Origin of the sequence: Craurococcus roseus, from assembly GCF_039523795.1 — a bacterium.
Lineage (GTDB): Bacteria > Pseudomonadota > Alphaproteobacteria > Acetobacterales > Acetobacteraceae > Craurococcus > Craurococcus roseus.
On the sequence record NZ_BAAAFZ010000002.1, the window covers coordinates 1 to 17,236 of the forward strand.

At 73.9% G+C, this 17,236-nt stretch carries 18 protein-coding genes; 5 read left to right on the top strand and 13 right to left on the bottom strand.

The features are described from left to right. From ABD067_RS00230 to ABD067_RS00240, 3 genes are all read right to left on the bottom strand, one after another. Nucleotides 1-752: type II toxin-antitoxin system prevent-host-death family antitoxin (locus ABD067_RS00230; protein WP_343893113.1), on the bottom strand; the 752-nt coding region annotated here is incomplete at its 3' end. 98 nt (nt 753-850) lie between these two features. Beyond that, a complete protein-coding gene (locus tag ABD067_RS00235) occupies nt 851-1,987 on the bottom strand; it encodes an alpha/beta hydrolase (RefSeq protein WP_343893114.1) in 1,137 nt (378 codons plus the stop codon). 31 nt (nt 1,988-2,018) lie between these two features. After that, nucleotides 2,019-2,630 (bottom strand): LysE family translocator, encoded by a 612-nt coding sequence (locus ABD067_RS00240; RefSeq protein ID WP_343893115.1) that lies wholly within the window; start codon nt 2,628-2,630, stop codon nt 2,019-2,021. 204 nt (nt 2,631-2,834) lie between these two features. Between ABD067_RS00240 and ABD067_RS00245 the strand changes: the two genes are divergently transcribed. Beyond that, nucleotides 2,835-3,098 carry a hypothetical protein gene (locus ABD067_RS00245; protein WP_343893116.1) on the top strand — a complete coding sequence of 88 codons (264 nt, stop codon included), beginning with the start codon at nt 2,835-2,837 and terminating at the stop codon, nt 3,096-3,098. Between the two features lie 18 nt (nt 3,099-3,116). Beyond that, entirely contained in the window at nt 3,117-3,467 is a 351-nt protein-coding gene (locus ABD067_RS00250) for a hypothetical protein (protein WP_343893117.1), read from the top strand. 89 nt (nt 3,468-3,556) lie between these two features. On the opposite strand, the gene ada is transcribed toward ABD067_RS00250, so the two are convergent. The 3 genes from ada to ABD067_RS00265 form a co-directional block, all read right to left on the bottom strand. Beyond that, nucleotides 3,557-4,660: a bifunctional DNA-binding transcriptional regulator/O6-methylguanine-DNA methyltransferase Ada gene (gene ada, locus ABD067_RS00255; RefSeq protein ID WP_343893118.1), complete on the bottom strand. Its 1,104-nt coding sequence runs from the start codon at nt 4,658-4,660 to the stop codon at nt 3,557-3,559. A 92-nt stretch (nt 4,661-4,752) separates the two neighbouring features. After that, nucleotides 4,753-5,436, bottom strand: a complete 684-nt coding sequence (locus ABD067_RS00260) for a tetratricopeptide repeat protein (RefSeq protein WP_343893214.1) — start codon at nt 5,434-5,436, stop codon at nt 4,753-4,755. Nucleotides 5,437-5,541: 105 nt separating this feature from the next. Beyond that, complete coding sequence (locus tag ABD067_RS00265) at nt 5,542-6,558, bottom strand: Bug family tripartite tricarboxylate transporter substrate binding protein (protein WP_343893119.1); 1,017 nt, start codon at nt 6,556-6,558, stop codon at nt 5,542-5,544. A 184-nt stretch (nt 6,559-6,742) separates the two neighbouring features. Between ABD067_RS00265 and ABD067_RS00270 the strand changes: the two genes are divergently transcribed. Continuing rightward, a complete protein-coding gene (locus ABD067_RS00270; protein ID WP_343893121.1) occupies nt 6,743-7,858 on the top strand; it encodes a YihY/virulence factor BrkB family protein in 1,116 nt (371 codons plus the stop codon). A gap of 50 nt (nt 7,859-7,908) precedes the next feature. Here the strand turns inward: ABD067_RS00270 and ABD067_RS00275 are convergent, their stop codons facing one another. Beyond that, nucleotides 7,909-8,403, bottom strand: a complete 495-nt coding sequence (locus ABD067_RS00275) for a pyridoxamine 5'-phosphate oxidase family protein (protein WP_343893122.1) — start codon at nt 8,401-8,403, stop codon at nt 7,909-7,911. 78 nt (nt 8,404-8,481) lie between these two features. On the opposite strand from ABD067_RS00275, the gene ABD067_RS00280 reads away from it, so the two are divergent. Next, nucleotides 8,482-9,057 carry a TetR/AcrR family transcriptional regulator gene (locus ABD067_RS00280; protein WP_343893123.1) on the top strand — a complete coding sequence of 192 codons (576 nt, stop codon included), beginning with the start codon at nt 8,482-8,484 and terminating at the stop codon, nt 9,055-9,057. Between the two features lie 13 nt (nt 9,058-9,070). Here the strand turns inward: ABD067_RS00280 and glcF are convergent, their stop codons facing one another. The 3 genes from glcF to ABD067_RS00295 all read right to left on the bottom strand — a co-directional run bounded on the left by glcF (nt 9,071) and on the right by ABD067_RS00295 (nt 12,505). Beyond that, the gene (gene glcF / locus ABD067_RS00285) at nt 9,071-10,426 is read right to left on the bottom strand and encodes a glycolate oxidase subunit GlcF (RefSeq protein WP_343893124.1); all 1,356 of its coding nucleotides are present in this window, start codon (nt 10,424-10,426) and stop codon (nt 9,071-9,073) included. A 106-nt stretch (nt 10,427-10,532) separates the two neighbouring features. Next, nucleotides 10,533-11,306: an SGNH/GDSL hydrolase family protein gene (locus tag ABD067_RS00290; RefSeq protein ID WP_343893125.1), complete on the bottom strand. Its 774-nt coding sequence runs from the start codon at nt 11,304-11,306 to the stop codon at nt 10,533-10,535. Further along, entirely contained in the window at nt 11,303-12,505 is a 1,203-nt protein-coding gene (locus tag ABD067_RS00295; protein ID WP_343893126.1) for an OpgC family protein, read from the bottom strand. The genes ABD067_RS00290 and ABD067_RS00295 overlap by 4 nt, the downstream gene beginning before the upstream one ends. Nucleotides 12,506-12,656: 151 nt before the next feature. On the opposite strand from ABD067_RS00295, the gene ABD067_RS00300 reads away from it, so the two are divergent. Beyond that, nucleotides 12,657-13,409 carry an SGNH/GDSL hydrolase family protein gene (locus ABD067_RS00300; protein WP_343893127.1) on the top strand — a complete coding sequence of 251 codons (753 nt, stop codon included), beginning with the start codon at nt 12,657-12,659 and terminating at the stop codon, nt 13,407-13,409. A 122-nt stretch (nt 13,410-13,531) separates the two neighbouring features. On the opposite strand, the gene ABD067_RS00305 is transcribed toward ABD067_RS00300, so the two are convergent. From ABD067_RS00305 to ABD067_RS00315, 3 genes are all read right to left on the bottom strand, one after another. Then, nucleotides 13,532-14,329, bottom strand: coding sequence for a hypothetical protein (locus ABD067_RS00305; protein WP_343893128.1), 798 nt, complete (start codon nt 14,327-14,329; stop codon nt 13,532-13,534). Between the two features lie 145 nt (nt 14,330-14,474). After that, nucleotides 14,475-15,677 (bottom strand): glycolate oxidase subunit GlcE, encoded by a 1,203-nt coding sequence (glcE, locus tag ABD067_RS00310; protein WP_343893129.1) that lies wholly within the window; start codon nt 15,675-15,677, stop codon nt 14,475-14,477. Continuing rightward, entirely contained in the window at nt 15,674-17,161 is a 1,488-nt protein-coding gene (locus ABD067_RS00315) for an FAD-linked oxidase C-terminal domain-containing protein (RefSeq protein ID WP_343893130.1), read from the bottom strand. Before ABD067_RS00315 ends, glcE begins: the two co-directional genes overlap by 4 nt. Between the last annotated feature and the right edge of the window lie 75 nt (nt 17,162-17,236).

Below are 17,236 nucleotides of genomic sequence, written 5' to 3' on the forward strand. Positions count from 1 at the left end.
GCCGCCGCGCCGAACCCCGCCGCGCGCTCCACGCCGGTCCGCGGCCCCGGGAGCGGCGGCGTCCGCGAGGCCTTCGTCGAAGCCCCGGAGCGCGGCCACGCCCGCGCGGACCCCGGGCCGGGCGCCATCCCCGTCCGCCAGCGGCCCCCCGCCCGGTTCGGGGGGCGCAACGCCGTCCGTCCCCGCCCCGGCTCGCGCATGCGCCCGCCGCGTGAGTCCATCGCCCGGCAGCCAGCCGACCAAGCCGCATGTCCGGTTTGATGCGGGCCGCTCCACGCGCCTTCTCGCTGGGCGATGGCGATGTTGAGCGCGTCCGGCGCGCGCAAGGCGAGATCCAGCCGGCGCACGAACGCTTCCGCCGCCCGCATGCCGGCCGCCGTCGTTTCGACGCGCCGCGCGGCCCTCGTCGTCCACCCGTCGAAGTCGGCAAAAGCTTCCCGCGCCTTGTCGGCCGTCAACCCCGCCGTCCGCACCCGGCCCGCCAGGGCGGAAGCGATTTCCGCCGCCGCGAAGTCGCTCACGAGCAGCACGGGCGCGGACGAGGCCACCAAAGAATAGGCGCGCGCCGGGACGGGTCCACGGCCAACGGCACGGGCCCGAAGCCAGTCGAGGTCCTCCTGCCGGACCGGCCCCGGCCCGGCCTCCACCGGCCGCAACTCGACCACGGGCCGGCCATGCCGGGTGATCGTCACCCCCTCGCCGGCCAACGCGCGGTCGATCAACTCCGAAAAACGGTTCTTGGCATCCGCCACGCTATGGGTGCTTATGAGGCGAATATAGCCGTCCGATGGCCATTTTTGGCGACGCAGACGCTGCCCGAGGCTCAGACCGCCTCCGCTTCGGGCGGTGCCTAGGTTTCGCGCAAGAACCCCAGCAGCAACCGCACCACCTCCCCCGGCTGCTCCTGCTGCACCCAGTGCCCCGCGCCCTCCACCAGATGCACCCCCGCCATGCGCGAGCACGCCCGGTCCTGCATCCGTTCCACCGCGCCCGGCACCTGGCACACGCCCCAGTCACTCGCCCCCGCGATGAACACGGACGGCACCTCGATCCGCCGCCCCGCGAAGACCTGCGCCTCCGCCTCGAAGCGCCCCTCTGTCCGCACGCGGTACCACTGCAACCCGCCTTGGAACCCGGTCCTTTCGTACTCCCCCGCGTAGACCGCCAGCTCCCGCTCCGGCAGCCAGCGACAGGCGGCGATCTCCGCCTCAGAGGGCATGTGCGGCGCCACCGTCTCCGCCATCCCCTGGTCGAGCCGCATGATGTAGTAGGTCGGCATCTTCGCCAGTTCGCCCGCCGTCCACCCCGCCAGCGGGAAGGGCTTGTTGCCCGGCCAATCCGCGCTCTTGTGGTGGTAGTAGGCCCGCAGGAATCCGTGGACGCCCCCGGGCCCGCCGCGCATCTCGGCGTCCGCCCCGCGCGTCGAATAGTGCCACTGGTAATGCTTCCGCGGCGGGTCGAGCCGCGCCAGCGCCGCGTGGATGTCCTCGCCAGCCGGGCGCGCCGGCGCGCCCTCCGGCAAATCCGGCGGCCCGGTGAAGGGCGCGCTCATCAACGCCACGGAGCGGAACACGTCCGGCCGCACCAGCGCGCACCACGCCGCGACCGGCGAGCCGAAGTCGTGCCCCACCACGCCCGCGACGGCCTCGTGCCCCAGCGCCCGCACCAGCCCCAGCGCGTCCCGCACCAGGTTGAGCGGCCGGAAAGGCGCAAGGTCGCCGTCGTAGTCCGCGCTCCAGCCGGTGGTGCGCCCGTACCCGCGCTGGTCCGGCGCCACGACGCGGAACCCCGCCTCCGCCAGCGCCGGCATCACCTTGCGCCAGGAATAGGCCAGCTCCGGGAAGCCGTGCAGCAGGAGCAGCAGCGGCCGCCCTTCGCCCTCGCCCGCTTCGAGGACGTGCATCCGCAACCCGTTCACCCCGTCCACGAACCGCGAGCGGATTCCGGGCGGCAGCACGGACGGGTCCAGGGGCGCCAACTCGCTCATGTCCGCTCTCCTCCCGATGCCATGCCGCCCGTCAACGCTCGGCGAAGGCCAACTTGGCGCCCAGCGCGCCGAACGCGCCGGCGAAGGCGCGGCGCATCCACGCCACCACGCGCGGGCGCGAGACCACGTGGTCGCGCACCGAAGCGGCGAGCAGCCCGTAGCAAACGAAGACGGCAAAGGTCATCGCCATGAACACCGCGCTCAACGCCAACATGCGCGGGAGCGGGTGCGGTTCGTCCGCGCGGATGAACTGCGGCAGGAATGCCAGGAAGAAGATGGACAGCTTCGGGTTGAGGATGTTGATCAGCACCGCTTCCGTGGTGATCGCCGCCGCCGAACGGGCGCCGGCCTCCCCCTCCACGGACAGCGCGCCGCCGTCGCGCAGCGCGCCCCAGGCCATGTAGAGCAGGTACGCCACGCCGAGCCACTTCAGGATATGGAACGCGAGCGCGCTCGTGTGCAGCAGCGCCGCCAGCCCCAGGATCGCCGCCGCCATGTGCGGGACGATGCCGAGCGTGCAGCCGAAGGCCGCCACGGCGCTCGCGCGCGACCCGCGCGAAAGGCCGGTCGCCAGCGTGTAGAGCACGCCGGTGCCGGGCGAAGCGACGACGACGAACGACGTGACCAGGAATTCGAAGTCCAAGGCCGGCACTCCCCACCGACGAACAGGATGCTCCGCATCAGGCCTTTTCGCCCCGGCCGACGCGGGAAACGCGGGACGGGGCGCGACTCACGGCAATCGTGGACCGGGCGCCGCGACGGTCAACCCTGGCGAGCGGCGATGTGTCGGAACCGGCGGAGCACGAGTCCCTCATTGATGGGAATTTGTTCTTTTTCGAATGTGCTCGTGTCATGCTCCTGCGTCGCAAGAACGTCCGTCCATGCGCCGCAGCCCCTACACCCCTGCCGCCCCTGGGCCCCGCTCTCCGACGCCGAATGGGACGCCGTCGCCGCCTTCGTCACGCGCGATGCCGGCCCCGGCCGCCCGCTCCGCGACCCGCGCGGCCGTCTCGACACCATGCTCCGCAACACGCTGGGGAACCGCCCCTGGCGCGAGCTGCCGCCCGAGGACGGCAAGCCCGACACCGTGTCCCGCCTGTTCCGCCGCTGAACCCACGACGGCGTCTGGATGCGCCTCCTGGAAGCGCTCAAGGCGCCGGACGCCCCCGCCGTTCTGCGCGCCATGGAGCATTGGACCTGCCGCCTCGTCCGCCGCTCGATCTGGGTGCTCCGCCGCGCCCGCCGCGGCCTCCACGAAATTGTCCTAATCGAGCGGCTCGGCCTCCACACCGCCCTGCCGCAGTACTCCTTCGCGCTCTACCAGCCGGACTTGTCCGCGCTGCTCCGCCGCGTCATCGGCCGCGTGCTGCAGCGGATGCCCGAGGAAGTGCCGCCCCCAGGCACCCTGACCATGCTCGGCCGCCTGTTCGCCTTGGCCGGCGGCCGCCGCGTCTGGTCCGGGCACCTCGCCCCGCCATGAGGCGCCGCGCCCCCATGCCCGAGCCTGCCGCGTCGGGGCGCCCCGGCCGTCGCTCGACGATTGGCGCAGCCCCTTCCGGCAACGCCGCCCTACGGCGATCCGCCCCGGCCCCGCCCCGCCCTCTCCTTGGCCAACAGCGCCCGCTTGCGCGGCACGCCCCAGCGGTAGCCGGTCAGGTCGCCGTCCTTGCCCACCACGCGGTGGCAAGGCACCGCGAGCGAGACGTGGTTCTGCGCGCAGGCGCGCGCCACCGCCCGCACCGCCCGCGGCGCGCCGATCGACTCGGCCACCTCGCCGTAGGTGCGCGTCTCCCCGAACGGGATCGTTTGCAACGCCTCCCAAACCCGCCGCTGGAACGCGGTGCCGCGCAGGTCGAGCGGCAAGGCCAGCGCCGCCCGCGGCTCCTCGATGAAGCCGACCACGTCGCGCACCGCCTCCGCCAAATCCTCCCCGGCCGGCTCGACCCGCGCCGCCGGGAAGCGCCGCCGCAGGTCGCCCTCCAGCGCCTCCGCGTCCTCGGCGAAGCCGATGAAGCACACGCCGCGCCCCGTCGCGCCCACCAGCAGCGGCCCGAGCGCGCTGTCCGCGAACGCGGTGCGGACCACCTCGCCCGCGCCGCCCCGCCGCGCCGCGCCCGGCGTCATGCCGAGCACCTGGCCCGGCGCCCCGTACACGCGGCTCTCGCTGCCGTACCCTGCGCCGGCCACCGCATCCACCACGCGCTCGCCCCCGGCCAATAGAGATTGGAGCCGCCGCGCCCGCACCGACTCGGCGAAGGAGCGCGGCGTGACGCCGGTGGTGTCGCGGAACATCCGGAGGAAGTGGTGGCGCGCGTAGCCCGCCCGCCCCGCGAGCGCGGCCAGCGAGGGCATCGCCTCGCTCCGTTCGATCAGCTCGCAGGCCGCCCGCACCGCGTCCGCGTGCAGCGCCGCGCGCTCGCCCTTCGGGTCGCAACGGCGGCAGGCGCGGAACCCGTCGGCCTCGGCCGCCATGGCGTCCGGGTAGAACCGGGTGTTGCGCCGGAGCGGCGCCCGCGACGGGCAGCCCGGCCGGCAGAACACCCCCTGCGTCGCCACAGCGTAGAGGAACGGCCCGCAAGCCGGCGACGCCTCGCGCGCGAGCACCGCGGCCCAGCGCGCGGCGTCACCCGCGTCGAGGCGAGGCGCCTCCAAACTCATCATGGTGTCAGGCACGGCGCCCTCCCGCTTTCGTCCGATAGCGCCATCCTGCCCGCCACCGCCCTCCTACGGCCATCCGGGCGTTGCGCCCGCACGGTCCCCCGCCCCTACAACGCCTCCCCTTCGGCCTTGCGCCGGATGTCGCGCAGCCGCCTTTCCCCGCCCGGCATCTTCGGGTTGATCGCGAGCGCCGCTTCCGCGCTGCGGAGCGCCGCCGCCGCGTCGCCCGCCTCGTCCTGCAAGGCGGACAGGCTGAGCAGCGCCATCCAATGCCGCGGCTCCAGCCGCAGGACCTCCTGGAGGTCGCGCGCCGCCGCCAACGGGTCGCCCGTGCGCGAATGCGCCTCCGCCCGCAGCAACCACGCTTCCGGGAATTCCGGCGCCAAGGTGAGCGCCGCGTCGAAGTCCTCCAGCGCGTCGCCGGGCTGGTTCGCCTGCATGTTCCGCATCCCCCTGTTCATCAGCAGCGACACGGAGGGCGTCGCGGCCGAGGCCCAGAGCTGGCGGATGCGCCCCTCCACCAGGGTCGCGCCCGCTTCGTCCGGCGCGGTGCGGAGCGCGTCGAACGCCTTGTCCAGCTCAGCACGGCGCGCCTCGGCGCCGCGCGGCCCGGGGGGCGGCGTGTTGACCGCCGGGCCGTGCGGCGAGGGCGGCGCGCCACCCTGCCCCGGCGGGCGGGCGGGCGGGCTGTCCGGCGCCTGGGCCGCCACGGGAGCCGCCGCCAGCGCCACCACGGAAACCCCCGCCAGAATGGGCCGGAACCACGCCATCCGCACCGCCGTCCTCTCCATCTTCACCGGCCGGGCCGCCGCCGGGCGCGCCCACAATACCGCGGAACCCCGCCGCTTCCGACCGGAGAAATGCGCGGGCGCCGCCGCCCGGCCCCTCCGCCGGCGTCACCGGCCGAGCTTGAGCCCGGCGCGCTCCACGATGCCGCGGAACTTCGCCACCTCCGACCGCAGAAAGGCGCGGGTGCCGTCCGGTGTCGTGGTCGCCTCCGCCGGGTCGACGCCCGCCGCGGCCAGCCGTTCCCGCACCCCCGGCTCGGCCAGCGTCGCCTGGACCGCGCGCGACAGGGCGCCGAGGACGTCCGGCGGCAGCCCGCGCGGCCCGGCCAGGATGTTCCAGGTCGTGATCTCGAAGCCCTTCAGCCCCAGCTCGTCCAGCGTCGGGACGTCCGGGAACAGCGGGTGGCGCGCGCGCGAACTCACCGCCAGCCCGCGCGAAAGCCCGTCGCGCAGATGGGGCGCGCTGGAAGCCAACACCTCCAGCGAGTAGTCCACCTCGCCCTTGGCCAGCGCCTCCATCACCGCGGAGCCGCCCCGGTACGGCACGTGCTCCGCCCGCAGCCCGCCGGCCTCGATCTTGAGGTACTCGCCCGTCAGGTGCCCGATGCCGCCGGCGCCGGAGGTGGCCCACATGTACCGGCCCGGCTCCGCCTTCACCGCCGCGAACAGCTCCGCCGCCGTGCGGAAGCGGGACGAAGCCGGCACCACCAGCACCATCGGGCCGCCGCCCACCAAGGCGACCTGGGCGAAGTCCTCCACCGGGTCGTAGGGCGTCTGCGCCGGCAGCGCCGCCGGATTGGTGGCCAGCGCCGAAGCGGAGCCGAGCAGCAGGGTGTACCCGTCCGGCGTCCGGTGCCGCACCCATTCGGCGCCGACGCTGCCCCCTGCCCCAGCGCGGTTCTCCACGATGATGCGCGCCGCCGCCCCGAGCTGCGGCGCCATGCGCTCCGCCAGGATGCGGCCCGCGATGTCGGTGGAGCCGCCGGCCAGGAAGGGCACCACCAGGGTTATCGGCCGCTCGGGGTAGTCGCAGGCGCAGCCCCTCGGCTGCGCGGCGGCGCCAAGCGGACGCCACAGGGCGGCGGCGGGAAGGAGCGGCAGGAGGCCGCGGCGCGTGGCTCGCATGCGAGCGGTGGTCCTCGGTCGGAAGCGTCGGGCCGGCGAGACTACGGACCAGCGGCCCGCGGAGGAAGGGCGGCGGCTAGGCGCGACGTCGTTCCGGCACCCGGGGGCGGCTCGCGCGTTGCCGTTCCGAATCCTTGCGCCGCCGCGGCGCCATCTCGCGGGAGCACCAAAGGGACCCACCGCCATGCCCACCGAAACCAAGCCCAACGCCCTCACCGTCGCGGCCCTGGCCGCCGGCGGCCTGCTCTTGTCCGCCTTCGGCCGCGGCGGCTCCGCCGCGAGGCGCCCCGCGGCGCGGACGGGCGACTCGGCCGCCGCCGCCGGGCGGCGGAGGGACCGTGCCGCGCCGGCAGCGCCCGGTGCCGCCGACCGCGGCAGGCACGCCGACTCGCCGAGCCAAATCCCGGCGCGCGGCTGGTGGGACATCCTGAAGCGCACCGTCAGCCAGGTGTCGGAGGACCGGGTGCTGACGGAGGCGGCCGGCATCACCTTTTACTCGCTGCTAGCCCTGTTCCCGGCGATCGCGGCCATGGTTTCGATCTACGGCCTGTTCGCCGAACCCTCGACCATCACCAACCACCTGGACGTCATCGCCGGCGTGGTGCCGGGCGAAGGCATGCAGATCATCGAGGAGCAGGTGAAGCGCATCGCCAGCAAAGGCGGCGCGGCGCTCGGCTTCGGCGCGGTCTTCGGCATCCTCACCGCGCTCTGGAGCTCCAACCAGGCGATGAAGGCGCTGGTGGACGCGCTCAACGTCGTCTACGACGAACGCGAGAAGCGAAGCTTCCTGCGCCGCGCCGTGCTCACCCTGAGCTTCACCGTGGCCGGCATCCTGTTCATCCTGCTCGCCATGGGCTCGGTCGTGGTGCTGCCGATCGCTCTCAAGTTCGTGGGCCTCGGCGACAGGGCGGAAACGCTGCTGAGTTTGGCGCGGTGGCCCGTGATGCTGGTGGTGGTGTCGCTCTTCCTCGCCTGCATCTACCGCTACGGCCCGGACCGCGACAAGGCGAAGTGGCGCTGGGTGAGCTGGGGCAGCGCCGTGGCGGCCCTGGGCTGGCTGCTCGCCTCCGCCGGCTTCTCGTACTACGTCACCAACTTCGGCAACTACAACGAAACCTACGGCTCGCTCGGCGCCGTGGTCGGCTTCATGACCTGGATCTGGATCTCTTCCACCGTAGTCCTGGTGGGCGCGGAGCTGGACGCCGAGATGGAGCACCAGACGGCGCGCGACACCACCACCGGCCCGGAGAAGCCGATGGGCACGCGCGGCGCCAAGATGGCGGACGAGGTCGCGTCGTGAGGCCGAGGGCGGCGCCACGGGGCGCCGCCCCGTGGCGCCGCCCCGGCCGCTCAGACCCGGACCGCCTTCCAGGCGCCGCCGCCGCTCTCCCGCTGCACCACGGCCGCGCGCAGCCCGCGCGGCGCGGGCATGATGCCGCCGGCGTAGCTCCACAACTCGATCCGCTCCGCCTCGAAGCGCACCACCACCGCGTCCGGGTCGTCCCGCCCGCCCGGGAACCACTCGTCGAGGTCCGGCACCCAGAGCCGCGCCTTGGACGCGGGGTCGGCGTCGAGCCGCGCGCGGCCGACCAGCGAGACGTAGGCGCCGTCCGGGTCGTGCTGGTAGGCGAGCGTCAACCGTCCCGAGCGGCGGATCTCTTCGGCCTTGCGCGAGCCGGCGCTGGTCACGAACGCCACCGACCAGTCCTCGCCGGGCGGGTAAGGCTGGACGACGCGGGCGTTCGCGCCGCCATCGGCCGCGGCCGTCACGGCCATGCAGTACCGGACGCGGCCCACTATGGTCCGCGCGGCGTGCAGGAGCGTGTCGGCATCGGATGCTGTCATCGGCCTCTCCTCCCTCGAACGGGCGGCACCCAATCTGTCACCGTTAGAGGCTACGTTCTAGAGGATACATTCTACAAAATGCAGCGCGCCGTTTTCGCTTCGGAGGATTTCGTCGCCGCGGCCCGCGACCTCGCCCGCACCGGCGGTCCGGGCGCCATCACGGTCGCCGCCGTGTCCGGCCGGATGAAGGCGCCGACCGGCTCGTTCTACCACCGCTTCCCGTCCCGCGACGCGCTCGCCGGGGAGGTCTGGCTGTCGCTGGTGCTCGCTTTCCAGGTGGGCTTCCGGGCCGCCGCCGACCGCGGCGACTGGCTGGGCGCCGCCTTGCACGTGCCTGCCTGGTCCCGCGCCAATCCGGGCGACGCGCGGCTCCTCCTCGGCCACCGCAGGGAGGATTTCCTCCAAGGCGCGGAGTGGCCGCCGGCCTTCCAGGAGCGCGTCCGTGCGCAGGCCGCCGCCGTGGAGGAGCGGTTCGCCCGTTTCGCGCGCGACGTCCTCGGCGGCACCGACCCGGACCGGCTGCGGCGCGCCCAGTACGTGCTCGCGGACGCGCCGACCGCCGCGGTGCGGCCTCATCTCGCCAACGGCGAGGCTCCCCCGCCCGTCGTGGACGACCTGGTGCGGGAAACCTTCCTTGCCGTCGCCCGGCGCTGAGGCGGGCGCGCCGTCAGGCCGCCCGGGAGGCCGCCCGTTGCCGCCGCTCGCGCGCCGCGGCCACCGCGCCGGGCTCCGGCCCGCCGGCCATCCAGTCCAGCAGTTCGACGCTGTGGACCGTCGGCAGGCCGGCGTCGTCGGCGAGCTGGGTCAGGCAGCCTATGTTGCCGGAGGCGATCAGGTCCGCGCCGGTCCGGTTGATGTTCTCCAGCTTGCGCTCGCGGAGCCGCCCGGCGATCTCGGGCTGGAGGACGTTGTAGGTGCCGGCGCTGCCGCAGCACAGGTGCGCTTCCCGCGGCTCCTTCACCGCGAAACCCGCCTTCAGCAGCAGCGCCTTGGGCACGCCGGTCAGCTTCTGCCCGTGCTGGAGGCTGCACGCCGCTTGGTACGCCACGGTCAGCCCCGGCGACGGGCGCGTGGGCTCGTAGCCGAAGCGGGTCAGCACCTCGCTCACGTCCATGGCGATGGAAGCGACGCGCTTCGCGCGCTCGGCCAAGGGCGACGGCTCCTCGCGGAACATGTGGCCGTAGTCCTTGACCGTGGTGCCGCAGCCGGACGCGTTGATCACCACGGCGTCCAGCCCGTCCTCGCCGTCCATCTCGCGCGTCCAGGCCTCGATGTTGGCGCGGGCGAGCGCCATGGCCGGGCCGTGGTGGCCCATGTGGTGGTCGAGCGCGCCGCAGCAGCCCTGCTCGCGCGTCACCACCACCTCGACGCCCATGCGGGTGAGCAGGCGGATGGTGGCCTCGTTGATGGAGGGCGCCAGCACCTGCTGGGCGCAGCCGGTGAGCAGCGCCACGCGCCCGCGCCGCTTGCCGCCCTCGGCCCGGTGGACCTGCGGGACCGCCGAATTCCCCGCTGGCGGGATGCGCTTGGGCGAGAGGCGCAGCATGGCGCGTAGGCGCTGCGCCGTCATGGACCGGCCGGGGACGAAGCCGGCGAAGTGCCGGCCCAGCGTCCCGCCCAGCAGGGCGAGGCGGAACCGCGACGGGTACGGGAGGAGCTTGCTCAGGAGCCGGCGGAGCATCCGCTCCGGCAAGGGCCGCTCGTAGGTCTCCTCGATGTAGCGGCGGGCGTGGTCCACCAGGTGCATGTAGTGGACGCCCGAGGGGCAGGTGGTCATGCAGGACAGGCAGGACAGGCAGCGGTCGATGTGCTTGACCACCTCCGGCGTCGCCGGCCGCCCGCTCTCCAGCATGTCTTTCATCAGGTAGATGCGCCCGCGCGGGCTGTCCAACTCGTCGCCCAGCAGCACGAAGGTCGGGCAGGTGGCGGTGCAGAATCCGCAATGGACGCAGGTGCGGAGGATGCCGTTGCTTTCGCGGGTGTCGGGGTCGCGGAGCTGTTCGGGGGAAAATGCGGTCTGCATCGGTGTTTCTCGCGGCGGGGCCGGACATATGGGGCAGCGCGGCCGGAACGGGAACGCCGGAAGGCGCGCCGCGGCGCGATTACCCGCTCCGCGCGGCGGCCGCCCGTCACTGCGTCTGCGGCTTGGCTTCCTCGACGCCGCTCGCCAGCACCGCGGCGACCGCCTGGGCGAGGCAGTCGTTCAGCCGGTCGGTGGCCGCGACGCGCTTCGAGCGCGGGGCGCGCTCCAGGTCCACCTTCTCCGCCTCGGCCCAGGCGTGCATCAGGTCGTAACGCCGCACCAAGGGCGCGTTGTGCGCCGCCGCCGCCAGCCGCATGGCCTCCAAGTAGGGCTCGACGTTGGCGTTGGCGCGCAGGACGCGGGAGAATTGCGGGTCCACCAGCGCCGCGTCCGCCCCGGCGGCGTCCACCTGGCCGAGGCCCGCATCGAGCGCCGCCGCCAGCTCGTCCAGGTCGAGGTTGCGCGCCGTCTCCACCGCGCCCGTCTGCCAGATGACCAGGTGGGTCGGGGCGCGCTTCAGCTCCTCCCGGATCATGTCGCCGCCGTCGGAGGCGGTGAGGCCGGGCGCGCCGCGCACGACGGTCTCCACCTTGAGGCCCGGGTACTTGTCGGACAGCAGCCTTTCGAGCCGCGCCGGCCAAGCCGCCGCCGGCCCGCTGGTGCCCGGCCCCAGCACGGAAGCGGAGCCGACCACGACGATCCGGAGGCTGCCGCCGGACACGGCGCGCGCGGTGGCCGGCAGGGGCGCGCCGGCCTCCAGGAGTTCGGGCGGGGCGCCGCAGGCGCGGCCGGCGTCCTCGGCCCGCGCGCCGGCCACCCCGGCGGCAGCCAACGCCAGGGCCGGGAGCACCACCGCCAGGGCGCGCCGCAACCTGTTCATTCTGCCATTGTCCTGTTCGCCGCCGCCGCAGGCAAGGCGGTTCTCTCGGCCACGGCCCGCTTGCGGCCGCCCTCACCGGATCGTTGCCGGTACCACGCACCGACGGCGGCGATGGCCACCATGGCCAGGAGACCCGCGAGGTTGACCGCGGCCTGCATGGGCCACCCCTCCGACTGCTCCAGGGCGACGCGGCCGACGAAGGACAGGAAGATGCCGGCGCAGAACACCGGCAGGCCGTGCTGGCCCATGAGCACGAAGGGCGCGGCGGCGGCGCCTCGGAGCCAGGCGGCGTCCCGGTCGATCCAATGGCCGAGCAGGTAGGCGAGGGCCAGGATGGAGAGGAGGCGCACCGGGTGCAGGCCCGCCTTGTCCACCCCGGACAGGAAGGAAGCCACCCAATCCGGCAGGTAGGGCAAGGGCTCCGGCCGCTGCCACGCGACCACCAGCACGGCGCCCATGGCGAGCAGCGCGGCGCAGGCCGCCATCAGGGCGCGCGAGCGCGGGATCGGCGCCGGGTCGCCCGCCCGGCGGGACGACCCGAGGGCGCAGCCGATGAAGAACAGCGCCTGCCACGCCAGAGGGTTGAAGAACCATCCGCCGCCCCTCCAGGTGGGCAGGTTCACGTCCGCGAGGCGTACGGCGACGTAGATGGCCAGCGAGGCCGTGATGAGCAGCCGCGGCCGGTTCAGCAGCGCCAGCGCGGGCATGAGCATCAGCAGCAGCACGATGTAGAGGGGCAGGATGTCCAGGAAGGCCGGCTGGAAGCGCAGCAGCAGGGCTTCCAGGAGCGCGCGGTAGGGCTGCTCGCCGAAGGCGTCCAGGGCCAGCTCGTCGAGGTAGGCCATGTTGTCGAGCGCGGCGACGGAGTACCCCACCTGCGCCGTGAACACCACGAACAGGAACATATGGGCGATGTAGAGCGTGCCGACCCGCCGCAGCACGGCGGCGGAGGCGAAGAGCCAGCCCTGCCGGTCGAGCATGGCGCCGTAAGCGAGGCCCGCCCCGTAGCCGGCCAGCAGCACGAAGGCCTCGGTGGCGTCGCAAAACGCGTAGTTGCGGATGGTGTAGTCGCCGAGCCAGTTGCCCGGCATGTGGTTGATGAAGATGAACCACAGGGCGACGCCGCGGAAGAAGTCGGCCCGGAGGTCCCGGCTGCCGCCACCGCCGCGCCCCTGCCCGGAGCGGACCAAACCGAACATCACGCCCCCTCTCCCGCCGCGGCACTCTCCCGGTTCGGGCCGCGTCCGCAAGCCCCGGATCGCGTCCCCGCGGGCTCGCGTCATTGCGCTTCCATCCCGGTTCCCCGGCGGCCTAGCCTCGTGATCCGGCTTGGGCCAGATTGGCACCACGATGAGAACGACGCTCCTGCTCCTGGCCGGCCTGATGGCCGGCTTGGCCGCGACGCCTGCGACCGACGCGCGCGGCGCGGCCTGCCCGCCCGTGGCGATGGACGGCGCGCCCCTGCCCGCGAGCCGTGCGGCCGTGCGGGCGGGCGAGCCGCTGACGGTCGTGGCGTTCGGCTCCTCCTCGACGGAAGGCGCGGGGGCGAGCATCCCGGCCATGTCCTACCCGGCCCGGCTCGAAGCGCTGCTCAAGGCCGCCCTGCCCGGCCGGCCGGTGCGCGTGCTGAACCGCGGGATCGGCGGGCAGGAGGTGAACGAGATGCTGGCGCGGCTCGACAGGGACGTGCTGGCGGAGCGGCCGCACCTGGTGGTCTGGCAGGCGGGCGCCAACGCCGCGCTGCGCGGGATGGACCCGCAGGCGTTCCGCGAGCGGCTGGTGGAGGGGCTGGCCCGCCTGCGCGCCGATGGCGCCGACGTCGTGCTGATGGACAACCAGCTCGCGCCGGTGGTCGTGTCGCGCCCGCTGCACCCCTACATCGCGGCGGCGCTGCGCGAGGTGGCGGCGGCGTTTTCGGTGCCGGTCTTCTCGCGCACCGGGCTGATGCGGTCCTGGGAGGCGGCGGGGACCCCGCCCGCGGAGCTGCTCCACCCGGACGGGCTGCACCACAACGACCGCGGCTACGCCTGCGTCGCCGAGGCGCTCGCCGAAACCATCCTGCGCGGCCTGCGCGACGCCGCCCCGGTCATCGCCGGGCGCTGAACCGGCGCCGCCGCGCGGCCGCACCCGATTCCCGCCTGGGCGCGGCCGGCCCGGAACGGCCCGGGCGGTCCTCGGCCCGGTTGACCGGCGCCGCGGGCGTCGCCAGCCGGCGCGACCGCAGACTACTCGGCGGCGAGGGTGTGCGGGTCGACCACCCGCGCGTGGTTCGGGCGGGGCAGCAGCGCCAAGCGCGTGTCCACCCGGCCGTAGATCATGTCCCGGAAGGTGGAGCGGTTGAGCGGCCCGGTGTCCGGCGCGCGGTCCAGGAAGGCGCGGAAGGTGGCGCGGTAGCGGGCCGCTTGGCGGACGAAGCGCTCGTCCACCTCGAATTGCGCGGCTTCCTTGGCGTCGGCGGGCAGCATCCGCAGGATGCGCAGCGGCAACTCGCTGGCGGGCGGCAGGGGCAGCTCCGCCGCCTCCGTGCCGGGGACGCGCCAGCCGTACACCAGGCGCCACATGGCGGCGAGCGTCGCGCTCAGTTCCACCGTCACCATGTCCCACTCGGTGACGAGCCGCTGCATCCGGGTCTCGGACGCGGCGTGCTGCGCCGCCTCCACTTGGCGCTGCCCGACAGAAAGGGCCGAGATGGCCAACCGCACCTGTTCCTGGAGCAGCGCGGTCTGGTTGCGGCACTCCTCGATCAGCGCCTCGGTCGCCAGGGTCTTGGAATCGAAGGACGTGGACTGGCGCAGCAACGCGTTGCGGAGCGCGACCAGTTCCACCCGCTGGACGAGGCCGGCGATGGCGAGGATCAGCAGCGCCGGCGGCAGGAACAGCCCCAGCATCAGCACCGCCTTCTCCGCCGGCGGCAGCGCCAGCAGCGCCTCGGCCCCGTGCAACTGGACGACGAGAACCAAGACGGCGGGCACGGCGAGGGTGGCGAGGAGGCCCACGCCCCAAGCGGCGAGGCGGGCCATCATCGTTGGGGCGCTCTCATCGGGGGCTCCAGCGGCCGGCCGGAGGGGGGATGCCGGCCTAATGGACGGCTTTATACCATGCACACCAATAGGTTGAACATCACGAAAGCGATTTCTTATTTCGCTTGCCTGCGGCCGTGAGGCAGCGTCAGGAGCCCGCGCGCATCCGCCCCGGGTTGAGCACGCCCGCCGGGTCGAGCACCGCCTTCACCCGCCGGCCGATCGCGGCCAACGGCTCCGGCTCCTCCGGCAGCACCGCCACCGCGGCGCGCAGCGAGTCCGGCGCGCGGAACAGGGTGAAGGCGCCGCCCTCCGCGCGCGCCGCGGCCGCCACCGCCTCATGCGCCTCCGCCGTGGCCGGGCCGGCGATCCAAACGAGGCCGCCGCCCCAGTCGAGCAGCCGGCGCCGGAGGCCGGCGGCGCGCACCGCCCCTGCCACGGCCGGGCCGGCGGAAGGGCGGACGGAAACCCGCCACACGGCGTCGCCGGGTTCGGCGCCGAGCGGCTCGGCGTCGCGGACCCGGTGCCACAGGGCGCGGCTCTCGGCGTCCTCCAGGAGGCCCGCCTCGCCCAAAGGGGCCAGTTCGTCCCGCAGCCGGCCGGCGCGGTAGGCGACGGACTCGGCGAAGTCCTCGACGCGCAGCAGGGCCAACGGCCCTCCGCCCGCGCCGTCCTCCGGCAGCAGCGCCGCGCCGGACACGCCGTAGGGGCTGCCCAGCCCGGCCGACAGCGCCCGAACGCCGGCGGCGAGGTCGGCCACGCGGAGCGCCACCGTGGCGGTGCGCTCGGGCGCCGGCAGGACCTTCAAGGTGATCTCGGTGAGCACGCCGAGCGTACCGTGGCTGCCGGTGAGGAGCTTGGCCAGGTCGAGGCCGGTGACGTTCTTCAGCACGCGCCCGCCGGAGCGGAACACCTCGCCGCTGCCGGTGACGGCGCGGATGCCCATGACGTGGTCGCGGGTGGCGCCCGCGGTGATGCGGCGCGGGCCGGACAGGTTGGCCGCGACCACCCCGCCAAGGGTCGCCGGCCGGTCGGCGCCGAACAAGGGGCCGGGCTCCGGCGGCTCGGCGATCAGGTGCTGGCCGCGCTCGGCCAGCGCCGCCTCGATCTCCGGCAGGGGCGTGCCGGCGCGGGCCGACAGGATCAGCTCCTGCGGCTTGTAGAGGGTGATGCCGGAAAGGTTGCGGGTGGAGAGGGTGCGCGCGGCCTGCACCGGGCGCAGCATGGCGCGCTTGGTGCCGTTGCCCTCGACGGCGAGGGGCTGGCCGCTCCGCGCCGCCTCGGCCACGGCACCGGCGAGTTCCTCCTCCGAAGCCGGGGCGAAGGACGACGGCCCTGCGGCAGCGCTCATTCGGCCGCCGCGGCGGCGGGGTGCGACAGCGGTGCGGGGGCGGGCGCCGCGAAGGCGGGGTTGCCCTCCAGCGGGAAGACCTTGGACGGGTTGAGCAGCCAGCCGGGGTCGAAGGCCCCCTTCACCGCTCGCTGGAGGCCGAGTTCGCCGGCGGTGAACTGCACGCCCATCAGGTCGCGCTTCTCCACGCCGACGCCGTGCTCGCCGGTGAGGCAGCCGCCCACCTCGACGCAGAGCTTCAGGATGTCGGCGCCGAACTCTTCCGCCTTGCGGAAGCTCTCCGGGTCGTTGGCGTCGAACATGATGAGCGGGTGCAGGTTGCCGTCGCCGGCGTGGAAGATGTTCGCCACTTGCAAGCCGTAGGAGGCCGACATCTCGCCGATCCGCCGCAGCACGTTCGGCAATTCGCCGGTGGGGATTGTGCCGTCCATGCAGAGGTAATCGGGCGAGATGCGGCCCACCGCGCCGAAGGCGCCCTTGCGGCCCTTCCAGATGGCGAAGGACTGCTCGGCGGTTTCGGCGACCTTGAGGGAGATCGGGTCGAAGCGCTCGCAGATCTCCTTGATCCGGCCCAGCAGCATGTCCTGCTCGGCCACGCTGCCCTCCACCTCGATGATGAGCATGGCCTCGGCGTCGAGCGGGTAGCCGGCGTTAGCGAAGGCTTCGCAGGCGTGGATCGCGGGCCGATCCATGAATTCCAGCGCAACGGGGATGATGCCGCTGCCGATGATGGCGTCCACCGCCTGCCCCGCGATCTCGTTCGACTTGAAGGCGGCGAGCATGGCGCGGGCGCCCTCGGCGGCGCGGAGGATGCGGACCGTGACCTCGGTGATGACGGCGAGCTGCCCCTCGCTGCCGGTGAGCAGGCCCAACCAGTCGTAACCGGCAGCGTCCAGGTGCCTGCCGCCCACCTCGAAAACCTCGCCCTCGACCGTCACGGCCTTGAGGCCGAGCAGGTTGTTGGCGGTGACGCCGTACTTGAGGCAATGGGCGCCGCCCGAGTTCATGTTGACGTTGCCGCCGATCATGCAGGCGAGTTGGCTGGACGGGTCGGGCGCGTAGAAGAAGCCATCGCCTTCCACCTCGCGCGTGATGGCGAGGTTGGTGACGCCGGCCTCCACCACCGCCAGGCGGTCGGCGAAGTCCACCTCCAGGATGCGGTTCATCCGCATCAGGCCGACCACCACCGCGTCTTCCAGCGGCAAGGCGCCGCCCGAGAGCGAGGTGCCGGCGCCGCGGGGCACCACGCGCACGCCCATGGAATGGCAGACGCGCATCACGGCCGCGACCTCCTCGGTGGAGGCGGGCAGCGCCACGGCGAGGGGCGGCTGCTTGTAGGCGGTGAGGCCGTCGGTCTCGTAGGGCTTCAGGCGGAGCGGCTCGCCGATGACGCCGCCCTCGCCCGGCACGGCGCGCCGGAGCGCGGACAGGATCTCCTCGCGGCGGGCGAGGACTTCGGGCTTGGGATCGGGCTGCCTGATCACGTCCGTCGCTCCTCCGGCCGGTGGTTCGCTGCTGTGGTCGTTGAGATGGGCCGACGCGCCGCCATGGGCAAGCGG